Here is a 12,878-nt window from a genome sequence, read left to right on the forward strand (position 1 = left end):
TTCTTGAAGATTAGGCCTTTTCACCTTTTACTTTAGCAATCACACCTTCGGCTATGTTGTTTGGAACTGGCTCGTAGTGAGAGAAGGTCAATGACGCAGTCGCTCTACCAGAGGTAATTGTTCTCAAATCTGTCACATAACCAAATAACTCAGACAAAGGAACGCTAGCTTTAACTACGGTAGAGGAACCTTTGGTATCCATACCTTTCATCAAACCTCTTCTTCTGTTTAAGTCACCTGTGATAGGTCCGGTATATTCGTCCGGAGTTACCACATCTACAGCCATGATCGGCTCAAGCAATTGAGGCTTACATTTTTTTGCAGCTTCTTTGAAACCGATACGAGCAGCCAATTCAAATGAAAGTGCATCTGAATCGACATCATGGTAAGAACCATGGAACAATCTCACTTTCATAGATTCGATCGGATAGCCAGCAAGCGGTCCGTTTTTCATCGCTTCTTGGAAACCTTTTTGAACCGGCTGGATGAATTCTTTTGGAATCACACCACCTACGATTCCGTTGACGAAATCCAATCCTGGCTTAATTTCACCAGTTTCAGGATCTGCATCTTTTGGTCCCAATTCGAATACGATATCGGCAAACTTACCTTTACCACCAGTTTGCTTTTTGTAAACTTCTTTGTGTTCTACTGAACCAAACAAAGCTTCCTTGTAAGCAACCTGAGGAGCACCTTGGTTGATTTCAACCTTGAATTCTCGCTTCAGACGGTCGATGATAATTTCCAAGTGAAGTTCTCCCATTCCTCTCAAGATGGTCTGACCAGTTTCGTGGTCAGTATTTACTTGGAGTGTTGGATCTTCTTCAACCAGTTTGGCGATAGCCATACCCAGTTTATCTACGTCAGCCTGAGTCTTAGGCTCAATTGCATATCCGATAACTGGCTCTGGGAAAACCATTGACTCAAGAACTACCTTGCGTTTTTCGTCGCAAAGTGTATCTCCTGTCTTGATGTCTTTAAAACCTACTACGGCTCCGATATCACCAGCTACCAATCTTTCGATTTGGTTCTGCTTATTGGCGTGCATTTGGAATACACGGGAAATACGCTCTTTGTTACCTGAACGGCTATTGAAAACATACGAACCAGACTCAAGAATACCTGAATAAGCTCTTACGAAACAAAGACGACCAACGAAAGGATCTGTAGCGATTTTGAATGCCAAACCTGTGAAAGGCTCTTTTTCATCTGGTGCTATAGCAACCTCAACCTCTTCGTCTTCCAAAGAAGTAGCGATGATATTGTCTTTATCCAAAGGAGAAGGAAGCAATTCCATCACCAGGTCAAGCATGGTCTGTACACCTTTATTTTTGAAAGAAGAACCACAAACCATAGGGACAATTTTCATGTCGATGGTAGCTGCTCTCAGTGCTTTCAAAATTTCAGCTTCAGTGATTGAATTAGGATCATCGAAGAATTTCTCCATCAATGACTCGTCGTACTCAGCTACAGCTTCCAGAAGGTATTCTCTGTACTGTGCGGCTTCTTCCACCATGTCTTCAGGAATAGGAACTACTTCATAGGTCATCCCCATATCAGATTCATTCCAGATAATTCCACGGTTGTTGATCAAATCAACCACACCTCTGAACTTATCCTCAGCCCCGATTGGAAGCTGCAATGGAACTGCATAGCTACCCAGCATTTCCTTTACTTGCTTACAAACCTCCAAAAAGTTAGCGCCAGCTCGGTCCATTTTGTTAACGAAACCGATACGAGCTACTTTATAGTTATCCGCCAATCTCCAGTTGGTCTCAGACTGCGGCTCTACACCATCTACAGCACTGAACAGGAAAACTAGACCATCTAAGATTCGCAGAGAACGGTTAACTTCAACAGTAAAGTCAACGTGACCCGGCGTGTCAATGATGTTTACGTTGTATTTTTGGTCACGATAGTTCCAAAAAACGGTGGTTGCAGCAGAGGTGATGGTAATTCCACGCTCCTGCTCTTGAGCCATCCAGTCCATGGTAGCAGCACCGTCGTGAACTTCACCGATTTTGTGACTTACACCGGAGTAAAAAAGGATTCGCTCTGTTGTGGTGGTTTTACCAGCATCAATGTGAGCGGCGATACCAATATTTCTGGTATATCTTAAATCTCTTGCCATTCTAATTAAAATCTAAAGTGTGAGAATGCTTTGTTAGCTTCAGCCATTCTGTGTGTATCATCTTTTTTCTTCACAGCGGCACCTTCGCCTTTTGCTGCTGCGATGATTTCACCCGCCAAACGGTCCATCATTGTTTTCTCACCTCTTCTACGCGCGTAGTTGATCATCCACTTGATACCAAGGGACACTTTTCTTTCAGGTCTGACTTCCATAGGAACCTGGAATGTAGCACCACCAACTCTACGACTCTTAACCTCAACGGCAGGAGTAATATTGTTAAGCGCTTTTTTCCAAACTTCAAGACCATTCTCACCTACTTTAGCTTCTACTTTTGCTACTGCATCGTAGAAAATATTGTAAGCAATACTCTTCTTCCCGTCAAACATCAGACAGTTTACAAACTTGGTCACCAAAGTATCATTGAACTTTGGATCAGGAAGAATATATCTCTTCTTTGGTTTCGCTTTTCTCATTTCTTTTAAAGTGTTTTATTATTTCTTTTTGCCTGGAGCTGCTGCAGGGGCACCCTTACCAGCTTTTGGTCTTTTAGCACCATACTTAGAGCGACCTTGCTTACGGTCTTTAACTCCTGCAGTATCAAGTGCACCTCGGATGATGTGGTATCTCACACCGGGAAGATCTTTCACACGACCACCTCTGATCAATACGATCGAGTGCTCTTGTAGATTGTGGCCTTCTCCTGGAATGTAAGCATTCACTTCTTTTCCGTTTGTCAATCTTACCCTTGCCACCTTTCTCATCGCAGAGTTTGGCTTCTTAGGGGTCGTAGTATATACTCTGGTACAAACACCTCTACGCTGAGGACAAGCGTCCAAAGCACGAGACTTTGATTTGATTTCCAGTGTAGTTCTACCTTTTCTTACTAACTGTTGAATAGTAGGCATTAACTGATGAAATTTAGTTTTCCTGTAAACTGTTAAATTTTGGACTGCAAAGGTAAAGAAAGTAATAAGAGTAACAAAATTAAGCAGTTATATTTTTGTTACGCTTCACCCGGTGTTCCAAAGGAAATCGGGAACGAAGGAGCACCTCCTCCTTGATTAATTTTACCAAAAGCAGCCTCATATTTTTCGATGTTTTCTTTTAATGCCGCAAGCAATCTTTTGGCATGATCCGGAGTCACAATGATTCTGGACTTCACTTTGGCTTTAGGCACACCAGGCATTAATCGAATAAAATCAATCACAAATTCCGAATTGGAATGTGCAATCATTGCCAAGTTTGAATAAACTCCTTCGGCTACTTCCTCGGATAGCTCTACATTGATCTGCTGATCAGCTCTTTTGTTGTCTTCCATTTTATTTTAGGATTAAAAAAAGGCCTGTATGGTATGTACAGGCCTTTAAACTATTTACTTATCCAATTAAAGGATTGCTTCACTTGATCTTTTGGAGGATGTTCTCTCCATATTTTCAGAAAGCTTTTCGTACTCCTCCTGTGAGCCAACAATCAGGTTTTGTAATCTGCGCTGACCGGTACCTGCTGGAATCAAGTGACCTACGATCACGTTTTCCTTCAAGCCCAAAAGCTCATCTCTCTTACCTCTGATTGCTGCCTCGGAAAGCACTTTGGTTGTTTCTTGGAAGGAAGCCGCTGAAATAAAGCTTTCAGTTCCTAAAGATGCTGCGGTAATACCTTGTAGCGTTGGTCTGGAAACTGCTGTTTCAGCATCTCTCACTTGTACCAACTTCAGATCCTTACGCTTTAAGCTAGAGTTTTCGTCTCTCAATCTTCTTGAAGAGATGATCATACCTGGCTTTAGAGTAGAAGAATCTCCAGCGTCCATTACCACTTTTTTATCAAGGATATTGTCGTTTTCCTCACGGAATGCCCACTTGTCCACGATTTGGTTTTGAAGGAATCCAGTATCTCCAGCATCGAGAATTTCAACTTTCTGCATCATTTGGGTTACAATTACCTCGATGTGCTTATCGTTGATCTTCACACCCTGAAGTCTATAAACTTCTTGGATTTCGTTCACCAAATACTCCTGAACAGCTGTTGGTCCTTTGATAGACAGGATGTCGTTTGGAGTGATCGCTCCATCAGACAATGGTTCACCTGCACGGATGAAGTCATTTTCCTGAACCAAGATGTGTTTCGAAAGCGATACCATATACTTCTTGATCACACCATCTTTTGATTCGATGATGATTTCTCTGTTACCACGCTTGATACCTCCGTAAGTCACCACACCATCGATCTCAGAAACTACAGCCGGATTGGATGGGTTTCTTGCTTCGAATAATTCTGTAACTCGAGGAAGACCACCGGTAATATCTCTTGTCTTACCTACTGATCTTGGGATTTTCACCAAAATCTGGCCTGATTTTACTTTTTCACCAGCTTCTACAGCCAAGTGAGCACCTACTGGAATATTGTATGACTTAGAATCTTCACCATAATTTACAATGATGGCAGGATTCTTAGTTCTATCCTTAGTCTCAATAATAACCTTCTCGCGGAAACCAGTCTGGTCATCGGCTACTTCCTTGTACGTAATACCTTCTACGACTGCCTCAAATTCAACTTTACCGTCAAATTCAGAAAGGATTACCGCGTTGTAAGGATCCCAAGTACAAAGTGAATGTCCTTTGGTGATTTTCTGACCGTCTTTCACATTCAACATGGCACCGTAAGGCACGTGGTTGGAAACTAGAGTCTTGCCAGTTTTTGCTTCATTGATCTTGATTTCGCCGGAACGTCCCATTACCATGGTCACCGCTTCACCATCCTTGTTGGTGGTCTCGATGTATCTCAATTCCTCATCGAATTCGATAACCCCATCAAATTTCGCATTGATTGAAGCATCTACCGCCATGTTGGAAGCAGTACCACCCACGTGGAAAGTTCTCAAGGTAAGCTGAGTACCTGGTTCACCGATAGATTGTGCAGCAATAACACCTACAGATTCACCTGCCTGTACCATATGGCCTGTGGCAAGGTTTCTACCGTAACATTTTGCACAAATACCTCTTCTAGTTTCACAAGTCAATCCAGATCTGATCTCAACCTCTTCGATCGCAGATTCGTCAACCAATTTGGCAACATCATCTCCAATTTCTACTCCGGCTGGGATAATCAATTGATCAGTGATCGGATCATATACATCGTGTACAGATACCCGACCTAAGATTCTTTCAGAAAGTGGCTCAACGATTTCTTCATTGTCTTTCAAAGGCTGAACAACAAGACCTCTCAAGGTACCGCAATCCTCTTCTGTGACAATCATGTCCTGAGCAACATCCACCAAACGACGAGTCAGGTAACCCGCATCGGCAGTTTTCAATGCTGTATCGGCTAGACCTTTACGTGCACCGTGGGTAGAGATGAAGTATTCCAATACATCCAGACCTTCTTTAAAGTTGGATAGAATTGGGTTTTCGATGATTTCACCAACAGAACCTTGAAGGTTTTTCTGAGGCTTAGCCATCAATCCTCTCATCCCACCTAGCTGACGAATCTGCTCACGGGAACCTCTAGCTCCTGAGTGCATCATCATATAGATAGCATTGAATCCTTGCTTATCCTCTTCCATCTGCTTCATCAGATTATTAGTCAAATGAGAGTTGGTACGAGTCCAGATATCGATTACTTGATTGTATCGTTCGTTATCGGTAATCAGACCCATGAGGTAATTGTTCCATACCTGGTCTACTTCCTCTTTGGCCTTCGCGATCATCGGAACTTTTTCATCCGGGATGATGACGTCATTCAATCCCATAGAAAGTCCACCTTGATAGGCCATCTGGAATCCTAGATTTTTGATATCATCCAAGAATTGGGCTGTACGAGCGATCCCACAGACTTTTACTACCTCAGCAATAATCTGTTGTAATTTTTTCTTAGTCAATAGTTCGTTTACATACCCTACTTCTTCAGGCACAAACTGGTTGAAGATCAAACGGCCGGCTACTGTATTGATGATTTTATCAGCGATGACACCCTGCGCATCTTTCACTTTTACCTTGCACTTAATATTGGCATGTTTGGAAATTTTGCCCTCGTTCAACGCAATGATTACTTCTTCCTGGCTGTAGAAAGTCATGCCTTCACCGGCTACGATTTCCTCAGGAGTCGACTTCTTACCCTTGGTCACGTAGTATAGACCCAACACCATATCCTGAGAAGGTACAGTAATCGGAGCTCCGTTAGCAGGGTTTAGAATGTTATGTGAAGAAAGCATCAAAGTAGAAGCTTCCAAGATTGCCTCATGGCCAAGTGGTACGTGAACAGCCATCTGGTCACCGTCAAAATCGGCGTTGAATGCTGTACATACCAATGGGTGAAGCTGGATGGCTTTTCCTTCGATCAGTTTTGGTTGGAAAGCTTGGATACCCAATCTGTGAAGTGTTGGAGCACGGTTCAAAAGAACAGGGTGTCCTTTCAATACGTTTTCCAAAATATCCCAAACTACCGGATCCTTACGATCAACAATTTTCTTTGCAGATTTTACTGTCTTGACAATGCCTCTTTCGATCAGTTTTCTGATAATAAATGGCTTGAAAAGCTCAGCTGCCATATTTTTAGGAAGTCCACACTCGTGAAGCTTCAATTCAGGACCCACGACGATTACAGATCGACCGGAGTAATCCACACGCTTACCGAGCAAGTTTTGACGGAAACGACCTTGCTTCCCTTTCAGCATATCGGAAAGAGATTTCAAAGCACGATTTCCATCGGATCTTACCGCATTTACTTTTCTTGAGTTATCAAAAAGTGAATCGACAGCTTCCTGAAGCATTCTTTTTTCGTTTCTCAAAATCACTTCCGGAGCTTTGATATCGATCAATCGCTTCAGACGGTTATTTCTGATAATTACTCTTCTATAAAGATCATTCAAATCGGAAGTCGCAAAACGACCACCATCCAAAGGAACCAATGGACGCAATTCCGGTGGAATAACTGGAACCATACGTACCACCATCCACTCAGGACGGTTTTCAATTCTGGTTCTTGCATCACGGAATGCTTCTACTACCTTCAATCGCTTCAAGGCTTCTGCTTTTCTCTGCTGAGAAGTATCAGTGGCTGCCTGATGGCGAAGTGAATAGGAAAGATCATCCAAATCAAGTCTTGCCAACAGCATTTCAAGAGCCTCGGCACCCATTTTGGCAATAAACTTATTCGGATCAGCATCATCAAGGGCATGATTTTCCTTTGGTAGCTTGTCCATGATATCCAAATACTCGTCTTCGGTAAGGAAGTCTAAGTATTGTACCCCTTCCTCAGCTTTAATACCCGGCTGCACTACGGCATACCGCTCGTAATAAACAATCTGATCAAGCTTTTTGGTAGGAAGTCCTAGGAGATATCCGATTTTATTAGGAAGAGATTTAAAGTACCAGATATGTGCTACAGGAACCACAAGTTCAATGTGGCCCATTCGCTCACGACGCACCTTTTTCTCAGTCACCTCTACTCCGCAACGGTCGCAGATGATGCCTTTGTATCTGATTCGCTTGTATTTACCACAATGACATTCCCAGTCTTTCACCGGACCAAAGATTCGCTCACAGAACAATCCACCCATTTCAGGCTTGTACGTTCTGTAATTGATGGTCTCTGGCTGAGTTACTTCTCCGTTTGAGCTATCCAGAATAGATTCTGGAGAGGCCAAGCTGATCGTAACTCTGGAAAAATCGTTGTTGAGTTTTTTATTTTTTCTAAACGACATAGTTATTAGAGATATGTGAAGGGCGATTGCTCGCCCTATGAGCCAAATTAATCCAGGGTAATTTCAAGAGCCAAGCCTCTCAACTCGTGAACCAATACATTGAATGATTCAGGAATATTTGGCTTAGGAAGGTTTTCACCTTTCACGATAGCTTCGTAAGCTTTCGCTCTACCGATTACATCATCAGACTTCACAGTCAGGATTTCTTGAAGGACGTGAGATGCACCGAATGCTTCCAGTGCCCAAACTTCCATTTCTCCGAAACGCTGACCACCAAACTGTGCCTTACCACCCAACGGCTGCTGTGTGATGAGCGAGTATGGACCGATGGATCTAGCATGCATCTTGTCATCCACAAGGTGACCAAGTTTCAGCATGTAGGCCACACCAACTGTAACTGGCTGATCAAATCTGTTTCCAGAAAGTCCATCATAAAGATAGGTTCTGCCATATGCAGGAACGCCAGCAGCTTCCAACTCAGCAGATACTTCCTCAAGGGTTGCACCGTCAAAGATCGGAGTAGCGTATTTTTTACCCATACGCTGACCAGCCCATGCCAAAACAGTTTCGAAGATCTGTCCGATGTTCATTCGGGAAGGTACACCCAGCGGATTCAATACGATGTCCATTGGAGTTCCATCTTCTAGGAATGGCATATCCTCGTCTCTTACGATACGAGCGACGATACCTTTGTTACCGTGACGACCCGCCATTTTATCACCTACTTTAAGCTTACGCTTTTTAGCGATGTAAACTTTGGCAAGTTTCACAATACCAGCAGGCAATTCATCCCCTACCTCAAGTGTAAACCTGTCACGCTTGAATAGACCAGAAATCTCATTTCTAGAATTGGTATAGTTTTTTACCAATTTCACAATCAGTGAGTTGGTGTGTGCATCCTCTGTCCAGTCATCCAAAATGATGTCAGAAATCAAGTTTGCTTCTTCAGGCACATTGTAGTTAGACTCATCTCTGTAAGGATTCTTAGCAGGGAAAAGGTTATTCTCAATATTCTTCTGGTTAAACTTGGTTCCCTTGGTGATGATCTCATCTCCAAACTTGTGACGAACACCCAAAGAAGTTTTACCATCCAGGATAGTTACCAGTTTATTGATCATTCTGGCTCTGATTCCAAGGAGGTCTTTGGAATATTTAGCTTTCAGTTTTTCAACTTCAGCTTTAGACTTCGCTCTGTTGTCTTTATCCTTTTTAGGTCTGGAGAAAAGCTTCGTTTCAATCACAACCCCATTCAAGGAAGGAGAAGCTTTCAAAGAAGCATCTTTGACATCACCTGCCTTATCTCCGAAGATCGCTCTCAAAAGCTTCTCTTCAGGAGTCGGATCTGTCTCCCCTTTAGGTGTGATCTTACCGATGATGATATCTCCTTCTTTCACCTCTGCTCCGATTCGGATGATTCCGTCCTCGTCCAAGTGCTTCACGGCTTCTTCAGACACGTTAGGAATTTCAGAAGTCAATTCTTCCTCTCCTCGCTTGGTATCACGAACTTCCAACTGGAATTCTTCTACGTGAATAGAGGTAAAGATATCTTCTCGGACAACTCGCTCAGAGATTACAATCGCATCCTCGAAGTTATATCCTTGCCAAGGCATGTAAGCGACTTTCAGGTTTTTACCCAAAGCCAACTCTCCATTATTGGTAGAATATCCTTCTACAAGAACTTGACCTTTGGTTACTTTCTCGCCCTTCAACACCAAAGGTGTTAGGTTGATGGTCGTATCCTGGTTTGTTCTTCTGAATTTGATCAGATCGTAGCTTTTATATTCATTCGTGAAATTCACCAGAAGCTCGTCTGAAGTCAGATCGTACTTAATGGTAATTTTCTTAGCATCCACATATTCCACTACGCCATTTGCTTCTGCAATAATCAGCGCTCTGGAGTCAATCGCTGCTTTTCCTTCCAGACCTGTACCTACAATAGGTGCCTCAGCTTTAAGTAAAGGAACAGCTTGACGCTGCATGTTGGATCCCATCAATGCTCTGTTGGCATCATCATGTTCCAAGAAAGGAATCAACGAAGCCGCCACCGATACGATCTGGTTTGGAGCTACGTCCATATAAGTAATTTCGCTAGGTTCAAGAACAGGGAAATCCCCTTCAAACCTTGCTTTTACTTTTTCATTAATGAATTTACCAGCTTCATCAAGAGGTGCATTTGCCTGGGCAATGTTGTGGTTGTCTTCTTCTTCGGCAGTAAGGAAGACGATGTCTTCTACTTTCATGCCCACTTTGCCTTCAGCCACTTTTCTATAAGGAGTCTCAAGGAATCCCATAGAGTTTACTTTCGCATGCACACAAAGTGAGGAAATCAAACCGATGTTTGGACCTTCTGGAGTTTCGATGGTACACAGACGACCGTAGTGCGTGTAGTGAACGTCACGAACCTCGAATCCTGCTCTTTCTCTTGAAAGACCGCCTGGACCCAAGGCTGAAAGTCTTCTCTTGTGAGTCAGCTCTGCCAGAGGGTTAGTCTGGTCCATGAACTGAGAAAGCTGGTTGGTACCAAAGAAGGAATTGATAACCGAAGAAAGCGTCCGCGCATTGATCAAATCGACCGGCTTAAAGTCTTCATTGTCCCGTACGTTCATTCGCTCACGGATTGTTCTGGCCATTCTTGCCAAACCTACTCCGAACTGGCTATACAACTGCTCACCTACAGTCCTCACTCGTCTATTAGACAAGTGGTCAATATCATCGACTACTGCTTTGGAGTTGATCAAACCGATCAAATATTTCACGATGGAAATAATGTCTTGCTTGGTCAACACAATCTTCTCGGGCTCAATATCGAGTCCAAGTTTTTTATTGATTCTATATCGTCCTACTTCGCCAAGATCATAACGCTTGTCTGAGAAGAACAAGCTCTGAATTACTTCTCGAGCAGTCGCTTCATCAGGAGCTTCTGTATTTCTCAGCTGACGATAGATCACTTCCACTGCCTCTTTTTCGGAGTTGGAGTTATCTTTTTGTAATGTATTATAGATGATAGAGAAATCTGCCACATTCACATCTTCTCTGTGGAGAATGATGGACTTGGATCCAGAATCCAAAATCATTTCAATATCTTCTTCTGTCAAAATGGAATCACGTTCCAAAAGGACCTCATTTCTGTCAATAGAAACTACCTCACCGGTATCCTCATCCACGAAGTCTTCTACCCAGGTTCTCAAAACCCTTGCAGCCAATTTACGACCACCAACTTTCTTAAGGGCAGCCTTAGTTGCGGCTACTTCTTCAGATAAGCCAAACAGATCAAGAATATCCTTATCGGAACCATAACCAATCGCTCTCAAAAGGGTAGTTACCGGGAATTTCTTCTTTCGGTCGATGTATGCATACATGACATTGTTGATGTCAGTGGCAAATTCAATCCAAGAACCTTTGAAAGGAATAATTCTGGCAGAATAGAGCTTAGTTCCATTAGTATGCTTGCTTTGCGCAAAGAATACTCCTGGAGAACGGTGCAATTGAGAAACAATTACCCGCTCGGCGCCATTGATGACAAAGGATCCCTTTTCTGTCATGTAAGGAAGATTACCCAAAAACACCTCTTGCTCGATGGTTTCGAAATCCTCATTGTCCTCATCATGACAAAGCAATCTCAATTTTGCTTTGAGTGGTACAGAATAGGTCAATCCCCTATCGATGCACTCTTCCACACTATATTTAGGCGGGTCTACTGCATAATCGATGAATTCCAAAGTGAAATTTTCTCTGGAATCGCTGATTGGGAAGTTTTCGGCGAAAACTTTGAACAATCCATCTGCCCGTCGCTTTTCTGCAGGAGTATCCAACTGAAAAAAGTCTTTGAAAGACTGCAGTTGAATATCGAGAAAGTCGGGATAGTCTTTGACCACCTTAATGGAGGAGAAACTTTTCCTTTCGGTTTGATTCTTGATAGCCAAGGTAGTGTATAGTTTATGGTGAAATTTAATATCAGAAAGTGACAATAATCACTTGGAATAATGCAATTATTAACCTGAGCATAAACAGGAAAAGACCTGACTTACAAAGTCAGGTCTTGGGGCTGATTTCGAACCTAATGGCGCGAAATCTGCAAATTATTTGATCTCTACTTCAGCACCAGCCTCTTCAAGAGACTTTTTCAACGCTTCAGCTTCGTCCTTAGCAATTCCTTCTTTAAGGGCTTTAGGAGCGCTGTCAACTAGATCTTTTGCTTCTTTCAAGCCAAGACCAGTCAATTCCTTTACAAGTTTCACTACTGCAAGCTTAGAAGCTCCAGCAGCTTTAAGGATCACGTCGAAAGAAGTTTTTTCCTCTTCAGCAGGAGCATCAGCAGCACCAGCTCCACCACCAGCTACCATTACAGCGCCAGCAGCAGCAGGTTCGATACCATACTGATCCTTAAGGATGTCTGTTAATTCTTTAACTTCTTTTACAGTCAAGTTTACCAACTGTTCTGCAAGTTGTGTAAGATCTGCCATTGTATTAATTATTTAATTGTTTTTTGAATGATTTGATAAGATTATTTTGATTCCCGATCAGCAAGCGTCTTAAGAACACCAGTGATGTTGTTCTGACCAGACTGCAATGCGGATACGAGATTCTTAGCAGGAGACTGTAGCAATCCAATCAGATCACCCAGCAATTCTTGCTTAGACTTGAGATTAGATAACAGTTCAAGGTTGTTTTCGCCCAGAAATACATCTGAATCGATACCTGCACCTTTGAATACTGGTCTTGTCTCTTTTTTACCTTGTTTCTTTCTGAAATCCAGCAATACTTTTGCTGGAAGGTTACTAGTCTCTTTTGAGAAAATAATTCCAGAGAACCCTTTCAATGCACCATTCGATAATTTCGAATAGTCCGCATCCAGATTTTCAAGAGCTTTTGCGATCAAAGTATTCTTGTAGACTTTGTATTCTACTCCTTTTTCGTAACAAGTTCTTCTGAATGCATTCACTTGAGCTACAGAGAATCCGGAAGCATCAGTGATGTAGAAGAAAGGGTTTTCCTTTAGTTTCTCAGTCAGACTGTCGATTATTACTTTCTTTTCGTCTCTAGTCATGA

Annotated in this window: 8 protein-coding genes; all 8 read right to left on the minus strand. The window is 42.6% G+C overall.

What is annotated here, in order from left to right:
* Positions 1-10 precede the first annotated feature (10 nt).
* Complete coding sequence (gene fusA, locus DK188_RS10110; protein ID WP_111670706.1) at positions 11-2,131, minus strand: elongation factor G; 2,121 nt, start codon at positions 2,129-2,131, stop codon at positions 11-13.
* Between the two features lie 5 nt (positions 2,132-2,136).
* A complete protein-coding gene (rpsG, locus tag DK188_RS10115) occupies positions 2,137-2,604 on the minus strand; it encodes a 30S ribosomal protein S7 (RefSeq protein ID WP_092731221.1) in 468 nt (155 codons plus the stop codon).
* A gap of 18 nt (positions 2,605-2,622) precedes the next feature.
* Entirely contained in the window at positions 2,623-3,036 is a 414-nt protein-coding gene (gene rpsL / locus DK188_RS10120; RefSeq protein ID WP_111670707.1) for a 30S ribosomal protein S12, read from the minus strand.
* 98 nt (positions 3,037-3,134) lie between these two features.
* A complete protein-coding gene (locus DK188_RS10125) occupies positions 3,135-3,449 on the minus strand; it encodes a DUF3467 domain-containing protein (RefSeq protein WP_111670708.1) in 315 nt (104 codons plus the stop codon).
* 66 nt (positions 3,450-3,515) lie between these two features.
* On the minus strand, positions 3,516-7,829 hold the full coding sequence (rpoC, locus tag DK188_RS10130) for a DNA-directed RNA polymerase subunit beta' (protein WP_111670709.1): 4,314 nt from the start codon (positions 7,827-7,829) through the stop codon (positions 3,516-3,518).
* A gap of 47 nt (positions 7,830-7,876) precedes the next feature.
* Entirely contained in the window at positions 7,877-11,752 is a 3,876-nt protein-coding gene (gene rpoB, locus DK188_RS10135; RefSeq protein ID WP_111670710.1) for a DNA-directed RNA polymerase subunit beta, read from the minus strand.
* Positions 11,753-11,908: 156 nt separating this feature from the next.
* Positions 11,909-12,292, minus strand: coding sequence for a 50S ribosomal protein L7/L12 (rplL, locus tag DK188_RS10140; RefSeq protein WP_111670711.1), 384 nt, complete (start codon positions 12,290-12,292; stop codon positions 11,909-11,911).
* Between the two features lie 41 nt (positions 12,293-12,333).
* Positions 12,334-12,876, minus strand: coding sequence for a 50S ribosomal protein L10 (rplJ, locus tag DK188_RS10145; protein ID WP_111670712.1), 543 nt, complete (start codon positions 12,874-12,876; stop codon positions 12,334-12,336).
* Between the last annotated feature and the right edge of the window lie 2 nt (positions 12,877-12,878).

Source organism: Algoriphagus litoralis, from assembly GCF_003259255.1.
GTDB lineage: Bacteria > Bacteroidota > Bacteroidia > Cytophagales > Cyclobacteriaceae > Algoriphagus > Algoriphagus litoralis.

Excerpts from the sequence above, each read along its gene's own strand:
- fusA (WP_111670706.1), bottom strand. The coding sequence starts at position 2,131 with ATGGCAAGAGATTTAAGATATACCAGAAATATTGGTATCGCCGCTCAC.
- rpsG (WP_092731221.1), bottom strand. The coding sequence starts at position 2,604 with ATGAGAAAAGCGAAACCAAAGAAGAGATATATTCTTCCTGATCCAAAG.
- rpsL (WP_111670707.1), bottom strand. The coding sequence starts at position 3,036 with ATGCCTACTATTCAACAGTTAGTAAGAAAAGGTAGAACTACACTGGAA.
- DK188_RS10125 (WP_111670708.1), bottom strand. The coding sequence starts at position 3,449 with ATGGAAGACAACAAAAGAGCTGATCAGCAGATCAATGTAGAGCTATCC.
- rpoC (WP_111670709.1), bottom strand. The coding sequence starts at position 7,829 with ATGTCGTTTAGAAAAAATAAAAAACTCAACAACGATTTTTCCAGAGTT.
- rplL (WP_111670711.1), bottom strand. The coding sequence starts at position 12,292 with ATGGCAGATCTTACACAACTTGCAGAACAGTTGGTAAACTTGACTGTA.
- rplJ (WP_111670712.1), bottom strand. The coding sequence starts at position 12,876 with ATGACTAGAGACGAAAAGAAAGTAATAATCGACAGTCTGACTGAGAAA.